The sequence below is a fragment of the Streptomyces sp. RKAG293 genome (genome assembly GCF_023701745.1).
Classification (GTDB): Bacteria; Actinomycetota; Actinomycetes; order Streptomycetales; family Streptomycetaceae; genus Actinacidiphila.
In genome coordinates, this window is sequence record NZ_JAJOZB010000001.1 from 8,700,985 (window position 1) to 8,720,569 (window position 19,585).

The following is a 19,585-nucleotide window of genomic DNA, read 5'->3' on the forward strand; positions in this document are numbered from 1 at the left end:
ACCGAGGAGATCGTGGCCGAGCTGCGCGCCCGGCCGCTCGACGAGCCGGTGGCCGTGTCGGCCCGCGCGCTCCACCGACAGGTACCCGTCGGTGCTGATCGGCGCGGCCTTCGCCGCACTGCGGGTAGCGGAGAACCACGGCCGGGTCGACCCGCGCGATCTGGACGACCTTCTCGACGAGGCCTTCGACATCCTCGTCGGGGGGCTGTGACCCGACCCCTTCGACAGATCCGGAAGTCCGGGCCGTCCGTAAATGGCTGGCGGGCATCGTGATGCGGCGGGATGATCCGGAGTGTCCGGGCCGACGCGATTCCTGGTGTCCGGGCCGACGCGAACCGCGGTGAATGCGCCCCACCTGCCCAGCGAGGGAACTGTGATGAACGTTGTCGCTTCCGAGCCGTCCGAGTCCTCCGAGCCGTCCGGGTACCAGCCAGAAGTCCGCGCTGCGGCCGGGGCGCTGCGTGGCGGCCGGGAGCGGGGCGTGGCGGTCTTCCGTGGCATCCCGTTCGCCGAGCCGCCGGTCGGACCGCTGCGCTTCGCGGCGCCGCGGCCCGTGCAGGGCTGGGACGGCGTGCGGCCGGCGGTGTCGTACGGGCCGCCGCCTCCTCAGGGCGGCGCTTTGGGCATGGCCGCTCTGGCGAAGGACGCGGTGGGCGACGACTGGCTGACGGTCAATGTCTGGTCGCCGGACCCGGGTCCCGGTGCGGGGCTGCCGGTGATGGTGTGGGTCCAGGGCGGTGCCTACACGGTCGGCATGTCCGGTCTTCCCGAGTACCACGGCGGCCGTCTGGCGCGTGAGGGCGGCGTCGTCGTGGTGACGTTCAACTACCGTGTGGGCCTCGAAGGGTTCGGCCAGATCGAAGGGGCGCCCGCCAACCGGGGCCTGCTGGACCAGGTCGCCGCTCTGGAGTGGGTGCGTGACAACATCCGGGCCTTCGGCGGCGACCCGGACCGCGTCACGGTCTTCGGCCAGTCGGCGGGCGGCGGATCCGTCGCCGCGCTGCTGGCGATGCCGCGTGCGGCCGGGCTCTTCGGCCGGGCCGTCGCGCAGAGCGTGCCGGGCACGTTCTTCTCGCCGGAGCTCGCCGCCGACATCGCCACCGCGTGCGCCACCGAACTGGGGCTGCGGCCCACGGTGACCGACCTGTCCACGGTGGCCCCGGTCCGGCTGTCCGCCGCCGGTGACGCGGTCGGCGCCAAGATGGCCCAGTGGGCGGAACGCTGGGATCAGGTCGCACACCGGTCGATCCCGTATTCACCGGTCGTCGACGGAGACACGCTGCCGGTCACGCCATGGCAGGCCCTGGCCGCCGGCGCCGCCCGGGACATCGAACTCCTCGTCGGCCACACCCGCGACGAACAGCGGCTGCTCACCGCGCTCGAAGGCCTGCTCGGCCAGGTCACGCCGGAGCAGGCGGCCGCTGCCCTGCAGATCTTCGCCCCCGACGGGGACGGCGCACGCCGCTACCGTGACGGGTTCCCGGCGGCCGGCCCGGACGAGCTGTACGAACTGGTCCACTCCGACTGGCTGTTCCGTATGCCGACCCTCCATCTGGCCCAGGCCCAGACCGCCGCCGGCGGCCGCGCCCACGTCTACGAGCTGACCTGGACCGCCCCAGGCATGGGCGGTGCGTTCGGCGCCTGCCACGGCCTCGACGTGCCGCTCGTCTTCGGCAACCTGGACCGCGGTCAGCCCGCCCTGCTGATCGGCGAAAGCCCCTCCCCGGAGGCAGAGGCGCTCTCCGCCCACATGCGCGCCGCGTGGACGGCGTTCGCCACCCACGGGGACCCCGGCTGGCCCGCGTACGACACCGAGCAGCGACTGGTGCAGCTCTTCGACACCCGGCCGACGGTCACCGCCTATCCGGAGGAGACCTCCCGCCTGATCTGGCAGGGCCACACCTTTCCAGCAATTCCGCTGGTCGGCCGATAGCGCTGACCCCGACCCTGACCGCGACTTCACTCATGCCCGATGACCTGCGGTTCCTGCCGCACCTGTCCGATACCGAGTGATCAGTCGTGGACCGGGGAGCGGTGGGCGAAGACGAAGGCGCGGGGTGGGACGTTCAGGGCATCGGGCGGTAGGCCTGGCCGGGCGTCCAGTTCGGCCGTCACCGCCCGCCAGGCCGCCAGGAGCGCTGCCGCCTGCTCGCGGTCCGCGGTGCGGGGTGTCCGTACGCGTAACCGGCCCGAAGGGGCCGCATCCTGCGCGCAGTGGAAGGTGCCTGCGTCCGGGAAGAACCAGGACCGCAGCAGCCAACCCGGGGGCGGCTGTGGGGGTGAGACGTGGTCGAAGACGAAGGTCAACTGCGACTCATCGCTGTGGTCCGGCCGGCCGACGGTATCCAGTCGGCCCGGGGTGGTGATCTCCGCCCGTGCGGCGGCGGGAACGTCCCACCGGCGCATCATCGCCCGCCAGGCACGGTAGCCGTTCACGCGCACGTCGCCGCGTTCGCTCCGGATGGCCGGGCGGGGGATGGGGCCGGGCGCCGTCCCCTCGGCCGCCGCGGCGATGTCCGCCAGCAGTTCGCCGGCCCGGGAAGCGTGCGGCGAGTCGTAGGCGCAGCGCAGCCGCAGGTGGGGTCCGTCCCACGATCCGGCCACCTCGGCCGTGACGCCGGCGTGCCGCAGGATCTGCCCGTGCCGTCCCTCGGGCCACGGCCAGGGGCCGGGCCTCGGATCGTCGGCCGTCAGGACGCGGCAGACGCCGCGCCGCAGATCGTCCGCCCCCAGGTGCGGGGCGATGGCGTACAGACTCAGCAGGGTCCCGGGCCGCGGTGGGCCGGTGCTCACGCCGGCGCCCCCCGGCCGGTACCGGTGGTCTCCTGGAACGTGGAGCGGACGCCGTTGTCGTCCAGGAAACGCAGCCAGCGGCCGGCCTCCCCGGGGTCCTCCGCCGCGCGGTTGAGGCCGGCGGGCAGCGCGCCGTCCAGGATGCGGGTGACGCCGAAGGCGAGCGGCAGGGATACGCAGCGGGCCATCGCGCTGTGTGTGCCGTCACCGGTCAGGTCCAGCACGTACGAGCCCTGCCAGTCCGCGCCGCCTGATGCGCCTGAGCCGTCTGCCCCGTCTGCTCCAACCGCTCCGTCCGCTCCGCCCGTGCGGCGCACGTCCAGCGCGACGGACAGCACGACGCGGTCCCGGTCGGCGTCCGTCGTCGGGTAGCGCTCGGCCAGCTCCGTGGCCAGGGCGCGGATCCGTGCCTCGTCGCCGGTGCGTACGGTCGCGAAGACCGGCTCCCATGCCGCGAGCCAGCCCGCGTTGCGCAGCGTGCCCCGGACGAAGGACGTCAGGTGCCAGCCGTCCGGCACCCCGTACTGGGCGATGAACGGCAGGCTGTCACGGTTGGGGTAGACCTCGAAGTCCTCGCCGCCGAGGTGGTGCGGCCGGGTCGCCTCCCAGGGGTGTGCGGAGGAGTGTTCCTTGTCCTCGTCGATGTACCGCGAGGGAGAGTTCAGGGCGGCGAGGACACCGTATGGCGCCCAGCTGAAGCGGTAGCGGAAGTCGTTGGGCTCGGCGGGCAGGCCGCCGCAGAACGACGTGAACCGCACCGAGTCGGCGCGGTCGCCGACGGCGTCCCGGGCGCGTTCGATCAGCACGTGGGCCAGGAGGTGGTCGATGCCGGGGTCGAGTCCCGCCTCGGTCAGCACGACGACACCGGTGCGCGCGGCGTCGGCGGACAGTTCCGCGACGGGCTCCGATACGTAGCTGGAACAGGCGAAGTGGGCACCTCGTTCGGTGCACAGCCGCAGCAGACCGGCGTGTTCGGTGGCGGGCAGCATGGACACCACGACGTCGCCGGTGCGCATCTCGGCGGCGAGCGCCCCGCCCTCCAGCGCCCGCACACCGGCGCGGCCGGTCAGCTCCAGGCGCGCCAGCAGCGCGGCGGCGCGCTCCGTGGTGCGGCCCCACACCAGGACCCGCTCGGCCCGGTCGCACAGCAGGCCGAGCCCGGCGGCGCCGGTGGACAGGCCGGTGCCGATCCAGTGCACGGTGCCGCTCGCCGGTACCGGCGCTACGGGCGGCACGGTCGGGGTACCGCTCGACTCATCGGGCATGGTCGCTCTCCTTGCTCCCGGCGCGGACCGCCGTGTCGAAGGTGTCCCGGCAGCGGGCCCACGCCGGCGCGTCGTCGCCCTGCGACATCAGGCGTAGCAACTGCGGCAGCAGGTCGGACGAGAAGGCGCGGCTGGCCTCCTCGGGCAGCAGGGAGGGCAGGTTGTCGATGGCGATCATCTCGACCGGCCGGTCCCCGTCGCGGAGCCTGCGGACCGGCTGTTCCCAGTCGGTGATGTCGTCGTAGACCGGCAGGAGGTTGCAGTCCGAGGTCACATCGCAGGTGACGTCGCAGATCGTGGACAGCCGGCGCTCCTGGTCGTCCAGGTCGGAGGGAGTGAGGAACGGCGGTAGCGGACGCGTGGTCAGGACGGTGTTGACCAGCAGGTCGTGCGCGAGTATCGCCGGACGGTCGAGTTCCGCGGTCTCCGCCAGATCCCACCGGGTCGGTGCCAGACCGGCCGTCTCCAGAGCGTCGCACGCGCCCTGGCCGCAGCGGCCCAGCGCCCCGATCACCAGGGCGCGCAGGAGCCGCCCGTCCGCTTCCTGTCGGGTCGGCGCGGCGCGCAGCGCGGCGTCCAACTCGTCTCGCGCGAGCGGTACGAGTGGCCGGGCGAGCCGTCCGGTCGCGTTGAGCACGGCGAGTGCCGCGCCGACGTACCCCGCCCAGTAACCGAACGCGGCGAGCCGGCCGCCGTTCGCGTCGACGAGGTACTCCAGATCCAGCAGCGCCCCGCCACCGGCCGAGAACCGCTCCAGCAGTGCGCGGGCACCCTGCTGGCCCTTGTAGGCGTGGCCGAAGTAGATGTGCCGGTGCCGTAAGTCCCGCGGTTCCGGCGGGAGTTCCTTCAATCCGACGACGTAGGCGTCGTGCGGGGCCCCGCTCCAGCCGCCCGCCGGCGCGATCCGGCATCCCGCCTCCGCGTACCGCGCGATGGGAAAGACGCGCTGCGGGGATTCCTCCACCGTGATCCGGACCCCGCTGTCCACCAGCCGCGCGGCATCCTCGGGAACGATCGGCGCCCGCCGTTCGCCGGGCCGGGACTCCTGCCGCATCCACAACTGTGGCGTGTCAGACATCAGGAGGCTTCTTCCTCTCTCGCGGCGGATCCAGCGGGTGCCAGCGGGTGCCGGGGCCCCTGGCGTGCGGGGGTTCTCGCAGAGCGAGCGGAGTGGGCTCGGTGGCGCGGAGGAGCCGACGACGTGGAGGGGCGATGGCACGGGGGAGTGGTGGCGCGCGGGGGTGGGTGTCAGGCCGGCGGGGGCTGCCGGGTCCCGGTCACCATCTTGGGGTCCCCACGTCGGATACCCCTCGCGGGACGCTCGCGGCGCGGTCGCGCGGCCGGTTCACCGGGGGACCGTTTCAGCCGGGACGGCCTCGCCGCGCGGGCCGTCCTCAGACGAGCGTTCCACCGCCCGAAGAGGGGGGAAGTGAGCAAGGGAGGTCAAAGGCCGTGACCGGATTCGTCCGCCGGGAAGGGGAGCCCATCGTGCCGATCGCACGCGGCGCACGCTCTGCCGAAGGGAGGTGTTGCCGGCGGTCCAGGTACGGGGCCGGCCGTGGTCAGGCGTTCGCCGAAGTGTCCAGGTCGCGCTTCAGGTTGCGGAGCGTCCTGTCGATGTTGCGGACCTGGAACGCGGCGAAGGTGTGGCCGCCGGTGGCGATGCGGTCGAAGGAGTTGGCCACGAGAGTGGGCCACGAGCGGCGGTCGTCCGTCCAGGTCTCCGTCACCTTGGTGCCGGTTCCGGAGTCCTCCAGGCGGTACTCCCAGGAGGCGATGGGGGCGGACAGACGAGGACGGCGCAGCCCGATCGCGTGGACGCGGAAGGCGAAACGGTGGCCGGGCTCTGAGGCGGTCACCGTGCAGCGGGTGGTCCAGCGGAACGGGCCGCGCTTGTTGTGCCCGTCGAAGACGAGGCCGACGGGCGCGCACTCGTCCTCGCCGGTGAGGGTCGCGCCGAGGTTCTCGGGGCTCCACCGTCCCATCTGCGCGGGCCGGCTGACCTGTTCGTACACGGTCGACGCGGCGGCCTCGATCAGGATGCTGCGCGACACGGTGAACGTGCGGGCCATGGGGACTCCATTCGTCGGACCCCGACCTTACTCGCCAGTAGTGAAGGTGTCACCATCGCCGGACGCACGCGCGCGCAGCTGTCCGGGCGCGGCAGACCGGGGACGTCCTCGGCATACAGCTGGGCCACCGGCACCATCGGGACCTGGCCGTGCCAGGGTTCCCCTGCGGGCCACAGCAGCGGACCGCCGATCGAACTGTCCGTCGTCGACGGAACACCGGCGCGGGGATGCAGTCGTACGGCCGCGCGAGCCAGCGGCGCGAGCTCGGGGAACTGCGCGGTGACGTCGACCGGGCGGGGTGGAGTGGTGCGAGGCAGGTACGAGACGTTGTTCCCCGCCGGTGACAACGCCCGGTCCGGGAGCGGGAGTCGGTGTCGCCGGTCCGGATGTCACGGAGTGCTGGAAGTGCCGGGAGGGCTGGGGCGCACGAGGCCGGTGGCGAATGCGGCGATGTCGGCGACGACGCGCTCGGGCTGTTCCCAGTGGACGACGTTGCCCGCGCCTTCGTAGGTGAGCAGACGCGTGCCGTGGATGGCGTCGAGGATGGCCTGCTGGTCACTGCGCGGGAGGAAATCGTCCTGGTCGCCCCAGATGACGAGCGTCGGCACCAGGATGCCGGCGAGGGTCGCGCCGAGGTCCGCTGCGAGCAGTCCGCGCAGGGTCTCCTTCCAGACGCGGGCCGGGACCTTGAGACGCTCGTCGATCATGGTCTCGATGAGTCCCCTGGCGACAGGGCGGGCCATGATGCCGGACAGGGGGGTCTCGACGAATGCGCGGGGAACGGGGTCGGAGAGGCCCTGGACCGTTTCGTTCATCTCGGCCGTCGCGGGCTTGTCCGCGAGCGTGGCCGGGACGCCGATCAGGACCAGTCCGGAGATCCGGTCGGGGTGGCTGCCCGCGACGATCCGGGCGGTGACCCCGCCGGTCGAGGATCCGACGAGGAGCGTGCGCTCGATGCCCACGGTGTCGAGGAAGGCCACCAGGTCGGAGGCGAAATCCTCTGGTGTGTAGCCGTCGGGGGGACGGTCGGCGTCGCCGTGGCCGCGCTGGGTCGGTGCGTAACCGTGCAGGGACGCCGGGAGGCGTTGCAGCAGGGGCTCGAAGGACCACCAGGAGTCGGAGAGCCCGTGCACGAAGACCACCGGTGTGCCATTGGGATAGCCGGCCTCGGCGTAGGGCAGGGTGACTCCTCCCCGCACCACGGCGGACTTCAGGGAGATCACGGTCATGGCAGCCTGCCTCCCTCCGCTCGGCCGCTCCGGTCCGCGCGCCGGGCGTGGGAAGTGAGCGGCGATCACTTCCGACACTACCGATCAACGGTATGAGCCGCTCTGCGACCGAGGGTGCCCTACGACCGTGAAGGCCCCTCCAGTGACGGTTCCCGGGGCCACTCCTGGCGCCCCTGACCTGGGGATTCATCACCTTCGTGGTGAGACGCCGGGTGTCGGCGTCCTGTGCGGCTGGGCGGGGCATGCCGGTTTCGGCCGGTACTGCCTGTTGGCTGGAGCAGCAGGCTCCCGTCTGGTCTGATACGGGCTACGAAGTCCGGTTCCGCGGGCAACGAAGCCGGGCCCGCCGCGGCCCCCTGCCGGCCGCCCGACACAGGGAGACGACCATGGACCGGACGGCCCCGGAGGACGAGAACGAGGGCGACAGCGTGCGCCGCGCCTGGCGGACGATCGCGCCGCTGATGGACCTGATCACGCCCATGGCCCTGCGGGCGGCCGCCACGCTGCGCCTCGCCGACCTGATCGCCGACGGCTCCGGGCAGATCGACGACCTCGCCCGGCGCTCGGAGACCGATCCCGACGCGCTCGGCCGGATACTGCGCCACTTGGTGCGCCACGGCGTCTTCACCGAGTCGGAGCCCGGGCACTTCGGGCTCAACGACATCGCGGAGCTGCTGCGCTCCGGGCATCCGGCGGAACTGCGGCGCGGGCTCGACCTCGACGGTTTCGGCGGCACGATGGATCTGGCGTTCACCGGCCTGCTGCACACCGTCCGCACCGGGGAGCCCGCCTGGGAGACGGTGTTCGGCGCCCCGTTCTGGCCCTACCTGGCGGCCCATCCGCAGATGGGCGCCTCCTTCGACGCCAACATGTCGTCCAGTGCCGCCTTGGTGACGGACGAGGCGGGAGGCTACGACTGGTCCGCGGTCCGGCATGTGACCGATGTCGGCGGGGGCACCGGCGCCCTGATCGCCGAGGTGCTCGAAGCCCACCCCGGCGTGCGGGCCACCCTGGTCGACCTTCCGGCGACCGCCGGGCGGGGCCGGGAGTTCCTCGCCGCGCGCGGGCTCACGGACCGTTGCGAGGTCGTCGGGCAGAGCTTCTTCGACCCGCTGCCGGCCGGTTCCGACGTCTACGTCCTGCGGCGGGTGGTGCACGACTGGGATGACACACAGGCCCGAGCCATCCTGCGCAGGTGCGTGGAGGCGGCCGGGGAGCGTGGCAGGGTCATCGTCATTGAGGGGCACGGCACGTCCGGCGACGATCCGGAGGGCTTCGCGGAGATGGACCTGCGCATGCTGGTGTTCGCGGGCGGCCGGGAGCGCAGCCTCGACGAGTACTCAGCTCTGGCTGCCAGCAGCGGGCTGCACGTCGCCAGCGTGCACACGACACCCCTCGGCCACGTGATCCTCGACTGTGTCCCGCAGTCCGCCGCCGCGACGGGTGGTGCGTGAGGAGCACGGCACGAGCGGAGTCCGCGCGGGGCCACGGCGAGCGGCGACCACGCGCTGTTCGCTACGGCATGCGGGGGCGGCCAGGTACCGGGACTGACCGGGCCTGACCGGGCTCATGCCGGGGCTCCCTGCCCCCGGCCGGTCGCGTTCTCGGCAGCCGTCTCGCTGTCGGCCCCAGCGGCCAGTGCCTCATGCCGGGCCCGCGCTGCGGCGTCCAGGTGCTGCAGGTGGTGCCAGCGCGCGGAGTCGTAGCCCTCGGCGTCGCGCCAGGGGGACACCGCTTCGCACAGCAGGTTCCAGTCCCGCTGGATGTCCAGGCGGCGGTCGAATGACTCCGTGGACGCCTCGTCGGGCCGGGCCGAACGCTGCTCCAGATGGTGACGCAGTGACGACATCAGGTGGTGCGTCACGTTGACCAGCCCCAGGGTGGCGCGCTGCTCCTCGAGCTGGCCCCGGTGCCGGGTGGCCAGCGCCTTGAGCCGGTCGTCGATGAAGGCGGCCAGGGCGTCCACGTCGGCGGCGGAGATGTCGTCGGCGTAGTGCAGGGTGCGCTCGGGTTCGGCGGACTCGGCAGACTCGGCGGGCTCGGTCACGTGCAGCGGTTCCCCTCGGTCACGGGCGCCGGTCCGACAGAGCGTCATATCCGGTTTGTCGCCTCGGATATGGGATGTTATCCGAGGCTGAGGCCTGCGACGGAGGGTTCGCGACCCAGGGCGCAACCGCTGACCTGGCGCTCGCGTGTTTCGACCCGCACCCGCATGTCTGACGGCCGATGGCGACGTCTGCTGTGTCCGTCGGGCGTCGCGCATGCTATTTTGTGAGCGATCGTTCAACTACGAGGAGCAGGTGATGGGTCGCAAACAGGTGTGGGACGAGGGGGAGGTACTGGCCTCCGCCATGGGGCTGTTCCGTCGTCGTGGGTACCTCGGCGCCTCTCTGCGCGACCTCGAAGAGGCGACCGGGATGCACCCGGGCAGCTTGTACCGGGCGTTCCAGAGCAAGGAGGGACTGTTCAGCGCCGCACTGGACGCCTACAACGAGCAGGTGGTCGAGGGCAGAGTCCGCGTCCACCTGCGAGAAACGCAGGACCCGGTGGCCGGCATCCGCTCGTTCTTCACCTCGGCCTTCGACGCGAACCCCGGCCCGGAACCCGATCCGGGGTGCCTGCTCACCAACACCGCGGTGGAGTCCTACACCGTTCCGCAGGCCACGGAAGGCGTACGCCGGGGGCTGGAGACGATCGAGTCCGGTTTCGCCGACGCACTGACGCGCGCCCGCGCCCAGCAGCTCCTGCCCGCGGAACTCGACGTCGAGATGTCGGCCGTCCAGCTCCTGACCCTCTACCAGGGCCTCCTGGTCCTCGTCCGTTCCGGTACGGCCGCCGCCAAACTGCACGCCATCACCGACGGAGCCCTGGCCTCGATCGGCGCAGGGCAATCCAAGACCTTCAACAAGCCAACAAGCCAACAAGCCAACAAGTCGAGAATGAGGAACAACGATGAGTGACCAACAGCAGCTGTGGAACGACTACGCCGCCTGCTGGTCGGCCGACCCCGCGATACGACTCGCCGCACTCGGCGCGGTCGCGGTGGACGACGTCGCCTACCGGGACCCGGGAACCGAGGTCGGCGGTCTGGCCGAACTGGACGCCTACATGAACGGCTTCGCCGGAGCGTTCCCCGGACACCAATTCCGTATCGACGAGGTCTTCGACCACCACGACCGGTCGCTGGCCCGCTGGACCCAGGTCGGCCCGGACGGCGGCGCTTTCATGACAGGTGTGAGCAGCGCGGTGCACCGCGACGGTCTCCTCGCCGACGTGACCGGGTTCTTCCTCCCCGCCTGACCGCCTCAGGCAGCCTCGCCGCTCATTGATCGGTGCCGGCGATCTCCGTCAGGACTGGTAGGCGCTGATCTCGATGAGGTTGTGGTCGGGATCCCGGACGTAGACGCTGCTGATCGCTCCCGGGGCGCCGGTGTGTGGTCCAGCCGGTCGGTGCGCATTTCAGCGTTCCTTTGCGGATCGGCGAGGACGTCAGGTCAGGACCTTCCGGGTGTGTTCCCAGGCTTCGTCGCTCAGTAGCGGCCGCAGCCGGGTGAGCAGGCCCAGCAGGCCGTCTCCCCATTCCGTGCGGAAGGCCGGGTCGATGGCGGCGAGGTCCAGTTCGTTCGCCGCGGTGAGTTCGGCGAAGTCCCGGCGTCGGTGCGGGGCGGGGGAGAAGGTGTGCCCGGTGAACCTGTCGCGGAACGTCCCGCCCTCGCCGGTGAGGGTGCGGTACGAGGCCTTTCTGTCGCAGCTGGCGTAGAAGTACACGAGTTCCTCCGCGTCCGCTCCGATGAGTCCGACCAACTCTCCTCGGGACTCCAGCGGCAGCAAGGACGTTGCGAATCCATCGGTTCCGTAGAAGGCATGGCACAGGCCGGCGAGTTGCAGATCGCGCCGGGCGTCCCATGCCTTCAGCAGCCGGCTCACCCGTTGGAGATGCTCCAGCAGCGTTCCTCCGGGGTGCTCGATCTCTGCCGCACCCAGTGTGCGCAGGAAGGTGACGGCATCATCTGAAGCGTCGTCCCGCTCCGGACCGTGTCCGGTCGGCGCTGTTGCTGCGTTCTCCATGGACAGCTCCCTTCGGACGGTCGGGTCGGCACCCTTCCGGTGGCCGGGCGAGGATCCGGACCCTCGCCCGGCCACCGGGCGGGTTGCCGCCCTGGTACCGGAAGCGATCGTCGTCCGCGGCAAGACCCAAGTCAATCCTCTGATGTGCTTGCGACTCCCCGCACTCGCCGCCAACGACCTGGCCCTGGCCTGGATCACCATCGGCGCCACCGTCCGCGGCATCGAGCAGCGCCCCGTCGTCGAACGGCCCTGGGTGCCGGCCGTCACAGCCGATGACCCGCTGGCGGCCAAGAGCCGCATCGAGCCGGCGGACCTGGCGGCCGTCCAGCTCGTCCGGCTCTCCCGAGAACTCGACTTCGCGGGGTCATCTCGACGCTTGCTTCGCCGAGTTGGGGATCCGGCTGGCGTCCGACACCAGTGTCGCCCGCCGGCCCGTACGTTCGCCGACACCGTCGTCCGCAACTGCACCCCCGAGCCGACCCGCGCTGCGCCGGTGGCGCCGTGTGCACGGCGGCGCAGGTGAGGGAACCGATCAGGAATCGAGAAGCTCCGCCCACCGAACCGCAACTAGCGTGAGAGCCATGGACATCACCATTCACTCGACGTTCCTCCCGCACGACGACCCGGACGCGTCGCTGGCGTTCTACCGCGACCTCCTCGGCTTCGAGGTCCGCAACGACGTCGGGTACAACGGGATGCGCTGGATCACCGTCGGCCCCGCCGACCAGCCCGGCACGTCCATCGTCCTGCGCCCGCCGGCCGCCGACCCGGGCATCACCGACGACGAGCGCCGCACCATCACCGAGATGATGGCCAAGGGCACCTACGCCATCATCACGCTGGCCACCCCCGACCTCGACGCCACCTTCGAGCGGCTGCAGGCCGACGCCGAAGTCGTCCAGGAGCCGACCGAGCAGCCCTACGGCGTGCGCGACTGCGCCGTCCGCGATCCCGCGGGGAACCTGATCCGCATCAACGAGATCCGCTGAGACGAGATCGATCTCCGGTGCGTCCTCACAAGGTCCCTCTGGTGTCCCTGGTTCCCCTGGTGCTCCGACGCCTCGTCCCCAACGCCTACCGGCCGGTCCTCGCCAACCGGGTGTTCCGGCGACTGATCCTCGGGTTCGCGGTCTCGTACCTCGGCGACGGGATGAGCTTCGTCGCGGTCGCGTGGCTCGCCATCGAACTCGCGCCGCAGGCGACCGCGGGGCTGTGGGTCGGCGGCGCGGTGGCCGCGTACACCCTGCCCGGCGTGGTCGGCGCCCTGGCGTTCGGTCGCCGTCTGCGCCGGAGGCCGGCCAAGCGGCTGCTGCTCGCCGACAACGTGGTGCGCGCTGTGTTTCTCGGGGCCGTACCGCTGGCGTGGCTCGCCGGGGTACTGACGCTGCCGGTCTACCTCGGGCTGCTCGCCGTCTCGTCGCTGCTGCACGCGTGGGGGAGTGCGGGAAAGTACACCCTGCTGGCCGAGTTGCTGCCCGACGGGCAGCGGCTCGCCGCGAACTCCCTCGTCAGCTCGCTCGGCTTCGCCGCCACGATCGCCGGGCCGGCGATCGCCGGTGTGCTGGTGGCGTACGTCAGCTCCGCGCTCGTACTCGGCCTCGACGCTCTCACCTACGTGTTCCTCGCCGTGCTCGTCGTCCGCACCCGGCTGCCGGCGTCAGGGCGCGTTTCCCCCGTCGATCAGGCGTCCGCCCGCGGTGGGCTCGCGTTGTTGCGGGAGTACCCCGAGCTGCTCGGGCTGCTGACGCTCACCTGGTTCTTCAACCTGCTGTACGGCCCCGTCGAAGTCGCCCTGCCGCTCCACGTGACCGCCGACCTGCACGCACCGGGCATGCTCCTCGGCCTCTACTGGATGCTGTTCGGCATCGGCGCGCTGCTCGGCGGGCTCACGGTCGGCGCGCTGCGGCGGCTGCCGTTGTGGCCGGTGACCGTGGCCATCGTGGTGGTCTGGGGGTGCTGCCTGCTGCCGTTCGGGTTCGACGTGCCGACGGCCGTCACCGTCGCGTGCTTCACGCTCGGCGGCGCCGTCTACGGACCGTTCGTGGCCCTTTCGGTGACGCTCATGCAGGAGAAGTCGCCGCCGCAGGACTTGGCCGCGATGCTCGCGGCCCGCAGCGCGGCGCTGCTCACCGCAGCGCCGCTCGGCACGGCACTCGGCGGGCCGCTCACGACAGCGCTGGGCCCACGAGCGACGCTCGGCGGCTCAGGGCTCGCCACGGTGGCGCTCGGCACCGTCGCCTGCGTCTTGCTCCTGGCCCGGCGCAGAAACCAGACAGGGGAGTCGAGGAAGAGCTCCGTCCGCCCTGCGGCGGCGCGGCGGCCACCCGTTGCACCCCGGAGCTGAAGCCCCGACGCGGGTGCCCAGGCCGGTGACGCCGAGGGTCAGCCCTGCTGGGGCAGGCCGGTGTCGGGGATGCCGGACTTCTGGGCGTACTGCTCGTTGAGTTCGGACCAGCCGAAACCGACTGCCGCGGTACCGCCGATCGGCGGGATCGGGCGCCCTTCCAGAAGCCTCTCGGCCACGTCGAGGCAGAGGTGCCAGCCGGCCGCGACCTTGGGGATCCAGTCGCGGTCCTTGACGGTGTGCCGGAGGGTCAGCCGGGTGCCGGTGTCGGTGGCCGCCAGTTCCCAGCGCAGCAGGTCGGTGTTGAGGGCGTACTCCAGCAGCGCCGGCGGTTCGGCGCGCAACCTCGGCGGCCATGTCCTGCGGATTCTCATCGTCGATCATCGTGATCGTGGCGACGCCCGCCTCCGAGAGATCGCGATCGGCGGTGTAGGGCGACCAGGCGGCGAGTCGTCCGGGCTCGGTCAGCGCGGCCCACACCTTCTCGGGCGAGTGGCGCAGGTCGCGGGTGAAGACCAGCGTCCAGCCGCCTTCCGTCGCCTCGCAGTCGGCCTGGGCCAGGACGCTCGGGCGGTACGCGTCGGAGGTCATGACGCCCGCCACACCGACGGGCCGCGACGGCTGAACCGGCCTGCGGGTCCTCGGTTCTTCGGTCCCGGCTTGGGATGATTGGGAGGTGGTCATGGGCCCCGGCTGCGTAGGCTCCCTGCTATGCCAAGCCCAGAACTACGACGGATCAACGCCTTTCTGTCGGACTTCGCCCGGCGCCAGGCTGCGCACACCGTCGCCCTCCCCGGAGGATTCGCCGCACTGGACGACGCTTTCGCACACTCCCATGCGAACAACCAGGTCGTCATCGACCAGTCGTCGGTCGACCCGGAGGCGCTGCCCGCCATCGTGGACGAGGCGCTGGGGCATCTGCCGCACCGCATGATCTCCGTGTTCGACGACGCGGTGGCGACAGCGTGCGCAGAGCCGCTGCTCCGGGCCGGATACACCCAGTCCACCCATCTGGTCATGCTGCACACGGGCCCGGTGCCGGCCGCCGGGCGGGCGGAGGAGGTCGACCTCGCCGCGCTTCGCCCACCGCTCACCCGGCGCTGGCGGGGCTTCCTGCCGGATGTCGACGACGAGGTCATCCGCCACCTCGTCGACCGACGCGAGGCCCGCCGCCGTGGCGCCGACGTCGTGCAGTTCATCGGTGCCCGCACGGAGGAGGGCGAGGTCGCTTCCTGGGCCGATCTCTATCTGGATCCGGGAGCGGGCATCGCCCAGATCGAGGACCTGATTACCTCGGAAACCCACCTCGGGCGCGGATACGCGAACGCAGTCCTGGCCACCGCCCTGCGCCGGGCCGCCGACTCGGACTGCGCTACGCGCTTCCTGGCCGCCGATGCGGCCGACTGGCCGCGTCATTGGTACGAACGCCGTGGCTTCACGGTCATCGGACAGTCGCACTGCTTCGACCGCGCCTGACCGTGCCGGATCCGCATCCGCATCCGCATCCGCCCCGTATCCGTATCGGTATCGGTCGGCGGGCGCTTTGCGACGTTCTACTGTGCCGTGATCCGCAGCACCCCCGTGGTCGTCCCCTGCAGCACCGTCCGGCCCGGTGCGATGGTGCCGGCCATCTGGAGGGTGTCGAAGATGAAGCCGGCGCCCAGGTACTTGGTGCGCACCACCTTGCCGGTCTCCGGGTCGATCTCGCCGTAGTAGTAGGGGTCGATGATCGAGGTTCCGTTGGTGCCCGGGATGACCGGGTTCCGGATGACCGTGTGGATCAGCCCGTCGCCGGTGGACAGCCGCGGCACCGCCGCCGAGCGCACCTTGTTGTCCCACTTGAGGTCGCAGCCCGAGCCGTCGGCCCGGACGTCGACGCGGGAGAGACCGCCGTAGAAGGTGGCCGAGGAAGGCACGCTGTCGCCCGCGTCGGCGGGCAGTTTCGGGTACGGGTAGCCGTAGGTGCTGGCGACGAAGACGGAATTCCCTGCGGCGATGGGGGAGTTCTCGCTGCCACTGCCGCCCGCCTTGAGTACCGGCACCGAGCAGACCTGTTCGCCGGTGGCCGCCCGGTAGACCAGCAGACTCACGGTCGGCGCGGCGTTGTCGACGACGGTCAGGTAGTCGGTGCCGGTGCCGGGTCCGAAGAAGGTCGGGGTCGAGCCGGTGCCCCAGCTGAGCTGGCCGGGCTTGCGGCCCGGGCCGCGGTGGTAGGCCTGGCGCCAAGCGATGTGCGGTGTGCCGTCAGCCCCGGCGGTCAGCAGGTAGGTGGCGTGGGTGGTGGCGACGGCGGTGCCGAGCGGGGAGGTGGAGATCGAGTTGGCGATCTTCTCGCCGGCGGGCAGCGTCAGCGACCGGACGGTGCCGGTCCGGTCGTCGGCCGTGCCGACCACGCCCCCGCCGGTGGCGAACCAGACCCGGCCCTGCCAGTCCGGGGAGACTCCCGTCACCGCGTCGCCTTCAGGCACCGCGCCCGTCAGCGGGAGCGAACTGTCGACGTACAGCTCCCAGTTGCCGGAGGAAGTGCGGCGGTGGGCGATCCGCAGCAGCGTGCCGAGTCCGTCGACGGCCACCAGACGATCCTGGTCGTCCAGATAGGCGTAGACGCCGCCGAGCAGCGAACCCTTGGCGATCGGCAGCTCGGCGAGCGACTCGCCGCTGCCCGGATCGAGCAGATGGACGGTCGGGGTCAGTCCGAAGATCGTGGTGCAGAGCGCCACGGGGAAGCCGTCGCCGCCGACCAGCACGGTCGGGCAGGCTGAGGCGAGCGCCGTCCGGTGGGAGCTCAGCGAGCCGGCACCCGGGCCCGGCAGCGGGGTGGCGTCGGACGAGCCGGTGTCGCCGTGCATGGTCGCGGTGCCGTCCGGACCCGCGTACGGGTTGTGCGGCGGCAGCGGGGCGTACGAGGCGGTGGCCTGCGCCGGTGTGGCACTCACCAGGGTGAGCAGGGCGGCAGCGGAGAGCAGCGCGAAGCGCATGGAGGATCCCGTCCGTGGGTGTGAGAGGGAGCAGAGCGGTGCACTCCGCCCGACGGGACGAGAAAGCCCGGCTCAGCCGGGCGGGTGACCGCGCTCAGAGAAAGGCGCGGCGACAGATCGCGGAGCACGCGTAGGCCAGGTCGACGTCGAGTCGACGGCTCAGGTACACGTGGCGATCCATGCGGGCCATCGTGGTGGACTGACACTCCGTCTTACAAGAGGCGTCTCACCCTGCGAGAGCGACTGGGTGGCGACTGCGTTGTCACCAGGCGCCGGTGGCGTCCCGTGCGGCGGCGCCGCACGTCGGGTGGCGGGAGGCTGGACGAGCCGTCGGCGTCAGTCGTCCCCGAAGGCGCGCCGCGCGAGGTTCTCGCGCAGTCCCGCCAGCCGGTCGATCTCGGCCTCGAGGGCCGCGAGCCTGCGGCCGACGATCCCGCGAGCGGAAGCGGGGGCGCTGGGATCGGCGGAGCCGCCGCACCGTGGCGGTGGCTCCTGGGCGAGCACGTGCAGGCGGTCGGCGCAGCTGCGCAGGTCTTCGATGGTGAGTCCGAGGGACAGCAGATCGCGGATGACCCGGACTCGTGCGATCTCCTCGGCCCCGTACTCGCGTTGGCCGGATGCCGTGCGGACCGGCGGCGGCAGAAGCCCGCGCTGCTCGTAGAACCGCAGAGCCCTGGGCGTGGTGCCGGCTGCTGCTGCCGCATCACCGATCCGCATCGTGCGCCACTCTCCGTCCCGCGTCCGACCACGGCTGCCGAACGCGAACTGCCCCCCTGCGGCGGCTACAGCTCCACGACGACGGTCCCGAAGTGCTTGCCTTCGATCATTTCCTGCAACGCCTGCGGTGCGCGATCGATGCCCGCGATCCGCGTATGCGGGAAGGTGAGTTCGCCGGCGCGCAGCCAGTCGCCGAAACGACCGGTCCACTCCTTCTCCACGTCTGGGTGGTCCGCGCCGCTGTATCCGCGCAACGAGATGCCCTTGACGACAAAACGGAAGGCGTCGATCTCCACGGGCGAACTGTCGCCGGCCCGGTGCGCCGACATCTGTCCCGACAGCGCCCCGACCAGGGCGAACCGCGCACCTTGCCGGGCCGCGCCGATGGCCGCGACCAGTTGTTCGCCGGCGACGGTGTCCACCAGGACGTCGATGCCCTCAGGTGCGGCCCGCGTGAGCTGGGCCGCGATGGACCCGGCTCCCCGCAGCACGACCGCGTCGTAGCCGAGCTCGGAGACCAGCCGCTCCGCCTTCTCCGGAGAGCTGGTGCTGCCGATCACCCGCTTGGCACCCAGCAGCCGGGCGATCTGCCCGGCCAGGGAACCCACCGCTCCCGCTGCCCCGGTGACGAAGACGATGTCCCCCGCGCGGACGTCGGCGAGGCGGGTCAGTGCTCCGTAGGCGGCCGATCCGGGGGAGAGGTACGCGACCGGATCGGGCAGCGTGCCGTCCAAAGGGGCGCAGTCGGTTGCGCTCACCAGCGCGTAATCCCGCCAACCGAGCATGTGGACAACGGCATCGCCGGTACGCAGCGGGCTGTCCGCCGGCGCGGCCACCACCTCGCCAACGGCGGGACCGAACAGGGCGTCCCCGCTGCGCAGCGGCGGTAGGGGCAGGTCGGCACCGTCCGCGCTGATGAGGGTGCGCAGGCCCGGGAAGACCAGGAAGTGCCGGTTCTTGACGACGACTTGGCCTGGTCCGGGCTCGGGCAGCGTCGTCGTGGCGACGGTGAAGTGTTCACGCGTCGGCAGTCCCTCAGGGATGGCGGCGAGGCGGACTTCGCGGGCGGTACCGGGCAAGGTCGCGGTCATGGTCGGGCTCCGGGGCAGGTTCGGGGCAGCGGTACGAGGAACGTCCGCTGCCGGGGCGCGGCGACGCTAACCCCTGACGCGCACGTCAGGGTCAAGCCGGGCTTGGCCGTTGCCCACGGTGAGGCGACCGTCCGAGGAGGTCACTGCCCGCTCGTCGGCATCGGCATCGGCATCGGCATCGTCACCGGCATCGTCACCGGCGCTGGCGCCGGAGGCCCCGTGAAGGGAACCTCCCGTTTCAGGCGGTGATGACAGGCGGGAATGCGCTTGTCCGCCCCATCGGCACCGCACTACCGTGCCGATGTGGAGCTCTTCTCACGCTCCTGGGCGGCGTTGCGCACGGCGGTCGCCGAACTCCCGGACGAGGCGTTCGGACAGCCGTCCGGTTGTACCGGCTGGCTCGTACGGGACCTGGTGTGCCATCTGGTCATCGACGCTCAGGACGTTCTGATCACCCTCGTCACCCCCGCCGAAACCGAGCCGACCCGCGACGCGGTGACCTACTGGGAGGTCGCCGGGACGCCGCCGACCGGCGACGACCCGCTCGACGCGCTGACCGTGCGGCTGGCCGCCGCGTACGGGGAGTCTTGGCTGCCCAAGTTCCACCTCGACGACGTCGGCTCCGCTGCCGGCCGTGCCGCGGAGCTCGCCGATCCGGGCCTGCGGGTCGCGACCCGCGACGAGGTCCTGACCGTGACCGACTTCCTCTCCGTGTACGTCATGGAATGGACGCCGCACCACCTCGACCTGATGGCGCACCTCCCTGACGCGGCGGAGCCGCCCGCGGAGGGGCTCGCCCGGTCCCGCGAGATGCTGGAGAAGATCGCCGGGGCCGGCTTCCCCGCGTCGTTCCGCGACACGGACGCGCTGCTGGTCGGCACGGGACGGCGTGCCCCGACCGACGCGGAGAAGGCCGAACTGGGCGGGCTGGCCGCGAGACTTCCGCTCATCCTCGGATGATCGTCCAGCTCGGCTGGACCCAAGGTTCAGCGAAAACGGGGTGACGCCGAGCTCGACCTCGGTGCCGT

20 protein-coding genes and 1 pseudogene are annotated in these 19,585 nt (G+C 71.7%); 9 read left to right on the plus strand and 12 right to left on the minus strand.

All coding sequences use genetic code 11. From position 1 onward, the window contains the following. The first annotated feature begins 376 nt into the window (after window positions 1-376). The gene (locus LNW72_RS38360) at window positions 377-1,933 is read left to right on the plus strand and encodes a carboxylesterase/lipase family protein (RefSeq protein WP_250979638.1); all 1,557 of its coding nucleotides are present in this window, start codon (window positions 377-379) and stop codon (window positions 1,931-1,933) included. Window positions 1,934-2,013: 80 nt separating this feature from the next. On the opposite strand, the gene LNW72_RS38365 is transcribed toward LNW72_RS38360, so the two are convergent. From LNW72_RS38365 to LNW72_RS38390, 6 genes and pseudogenes are all read right to left on the minus strand, one after another. Further along, window positions 2,014-2,793 (minus strand): hypothetical protein, encoded by a 780-nt coding sequence (locus tag LNW72_RS38365; RefSeq protein WP_250979639.1) that lies wholly within the window; start codon window positions 2,791-2,793, stop codon window positions 2,014-2,016. Next, window positions 2,790-4,058, minus strand: coding sequence for a saccharopine dehydrogenase C-terminal domain-containing protein (locus LNW72_RS38370; RefSeq protein WP_250979640.1), 1,269 nt, complete (start codon window positions 4,056-4,058; stop codon window positions 2,790-2,792). Before LNW72_RS38370 ends, LNW72_RS38365 begins: the two co-directional genes overlap by 4 nt. Next, a complete protein-coding gene (locus LNW72_RS38375; RefSeq protein ID WP_250979641.1) occupies window positions 4,048-5,136 on the minus strand; it encodes a saccharopine dehydrogenase in 1,089 nt (362 codons plus the stop codon). The genes LNW72_RS38370 and LNW72_RS38375 overlap by 11 nt, the downstream gene beginning before the upstream one ends. Before the next feature lie 484 nt (window positions 5,137-5,620). Continuing rightward, window positions 5,621-6,130, minus strand: a complete 510-nt coding sequence (locus LNW72_RS38380; RefSeq protein ID WP_250979642.1) for an SRPBCC family protein — start codon at window positions 6,128-6,130, stop codon at window positions 5,621-5,623. Window positions 6,131-6,213: 83 nt separating this feature from the next. Continuing rightward, a pseudogene (locus LNW72_RS38385) lies at window positions 6,214-6,447 on the minus strand (DUF1963 domain-containing protein); the annotation flags it as partial. Between the two features lie 72 nt (window positions 6,448-6,519). Next, window positions 6,520-7,359, minus strand: coding sequence for an alpha/beta fold hydrolase (locus LNW72_RS38390; RefSeq protein ID WP_250979643.1), 840 nt, complete (start codon window positions 7,357-7,359; stop codon window positions 6,520-6,522). A 386-nt stretch (window positions 7,360-7,745) separates the two neighbouring features. On the opposite strand from LNW72_RS38390, the gene LNW72_RS38395 reads away from it, so the two are divergent. After that, window positions 7,746-8,813 carry a methyltransferase gene (locus LNW72_RS38395; protein WP_250979644.1) on the plus strand — a complete coding sequence of 356 codons (1,068 nt, stop codon included), beginning with the start codon at window positions 7,746-7,748 and terminating at the stop codon, window positions 8,811-8,813. A gap of 113 nt (window positions 8,814-8,926) precedes the next feature. Here LNW72_RS38395 and LNW72_RS38400 read toward each other — a convergent pair whose 3' ends face one another. Continuing rightward, window positions 8,927-9,406, minus strand: a complete 480-nt coding sequence (locus tag LNW72_RS38400; RefSeq protein WP_250979645.1) for a hypothetical protein — start codon at window positions 9,404-9,406, stop codon at window positions 8,927-8,929. 256 nt (window positions 9,407-9,662) lie between these two features. Here LNW72_RS38400 and LNW72_RS38405 point away from each other — a divergent pair, with 256 nt between their 5' ends. Both LNW72_RS38405 and LNW72_RS38410 read left to right on the plus strand, forming a co-directional pair. Further along, on the plus strand, window positions 9,663-10,319 hold the full coding sequence (locus LNW72_RS38405) for a TetR/AcrR family transcriptional regulator (RefSeq protein ID WP_250979646.1): 657 nt from the start codon (window positions 9,663-9,665) through the stop codon (window positions 10,317-10,319). After that, window positions 10,312-10,659 (plus strand): nuclear transport factor 2 family protein, encoded by a 348-nt coding sequence (locus LNW72_RS38410; RefSeq protein WP_250979647.1) that lies wholly within the window; start codon window positions 10,312-10,314, stop codon window positions 10,657-10,659. The genes LNW72_RS38405 and LNW72_RS38410 overlap by 8 nt, the downstream gene beginning before the upstream one ends. A 189-nt stretch (window positions 10,660-10,848) precedes the next feature. Here LNW72_RS38410 and LNW72_RS38415 read toward each other — a convergent pair whose 3' ends face one another. Beyond that, window positions 10,849-11,427: a DUF6817 domain-containing protein gene (locus LNW72_RS38415; RefSeq protein WP_250979648.1), complete on the minus strand. Its 579-nt coding sequence runs from the start codon at window positions 11,425-11,427 to the stop codon at window positions 10,849-10,851. Between the two features lie 148 nt (window positions 11,428-11,575). Between LNW72_RS38415 and LNW72_RS38420 the strand changes: the two genes are divergently transcribed. Genes LNW72_RS38420 through LNW72_RS38430 form a run of 3 tightly spaced genes read left to right on the plus strand, consistent with a single transcriptional unit; the run spans window position 11,576 to window position 13,771 of the window. Continuing rightward, complete coding sequence (locus LNW72_RS38420; protein WP_250979649.1) at window positions 11,576-11,950, plus strand: LysR substrate-binding domain-containing protein; 375 nt, start codon at window positions 11,576-11,578, stop codon at window positions 11,948-11,950. Between the two features lie 58 nt (window positions 11,951-12,008). After that, window positions 12,009-12,416, plus strand: coding sequence for a VOC family protein (locus LNW72_RS38425; protein WP_250979650.1), 408 nt, complete (start codon window positions 12,009-12,011; stop codon window positions 12,414-12,416). 41 nt (window positions 12,417-12,457) lie between these two features. Further along, entirely contained in the window at window positions 12,458-13,771 is a 1,314-nt protein-coding gene (locus LNW72_RS38430) for an MFS transporter (protein WP_250979651.1), read from the plus strand. 38 nt (window positions 13,772-13,809) lie between these two features. Here LNW72_RS38430 and LNW72_RS38435 read toward each other — a convergent pair whose 3' ends face one another. Continuing rightward, on the minus strand, window positions 13,810-14,145 hold the full coding sequence (locus LNW72_RS38435) for an SRPBCC domain-containing protein (RefSeq protein ID WP_250979652.1): 336 nt from the start codon (window positions 14,143-14,145) through the stop codon (window positions 13,810-13,812). Window positions 14,146-14,482: 337 nt separating this feature from the next. Here LNW72_RS38435 and LNW72_RS38440 point away from each other — a divergent pair, with 337 nt between their 5' ends. Next, window positions 14,483-15,247, plus strand: a complete 765-nt coding sequence (locus LNW72_RS38440; protein ID WP_250979653.1) for a GNAT family N-acetyltransferase — start codon at window positions 14,483-14,485, stop codon at window positions 15,245-15,247. 77 nt (window positions 15,248-15,324) lie between these two features. On the opposite strand, the gene LNW72_RS38445 is transcribed toward LNW72_RS38440, so the two are convergent. The 3 genes from LNW72_RS38445 to LNW72_RS38455 all read right to left on the minus strand — a co-directional run bounded on the left by LNW72_RS38445 (window position 15,325) and on the right by LNW72_RS38455 (window position 18,557). Next, a complete protein-coding gene (locus LNW72_RS38445) occupies window positions 15,325-16,749 on the minus strand; it encodes a hypothetical protein (protein ID WP_250979654.1) in 1,425 nt (474 codons plus the stop codon). 336 nt (window positions 16,750-17,085) lie between these two features. Further along, a complete protein-coding gene (locus LNW72_RS38450) occupies window positions 17,086-17,466 on the minus strand; it encodes a MerR family transcriptional regulator (RefSeq protein WP_250979655.1) in 381 nt (126 codons plus the stop codon). Between the two features lie 65 nt (window positions 17,467-17,531). Further along, window positions 17,532-18,557, minus strand: a complete 1,026-nt coding sequence (locus tag LNW72_RS38455) for an NADP-dependent oxidoreductase (protein ID WP_250979656.1) — start codon at window positions 18,555-18,557, stop codon at window positions 17,532-17,534. A gap of 303 nt (window positions 18,558-18,860) precedes the next feature. Between LNW72_RS38455 and LNW72_RS38460 the strand changes: the two genes are divergently transcribed. Continuing rightward, a complete protein-coding gene (locus tag LNW72_RS38460; protein WP_250979657.1) occupies window positions 18,861-19,517 on the plus strand; it encodes a maleylpyruvate isomerase N-terminal domain-containing protein in 657 nt (218 codons plus the stop codon). Window positions 19,518-19,585 lie beyond the last annotated feature (68 nt).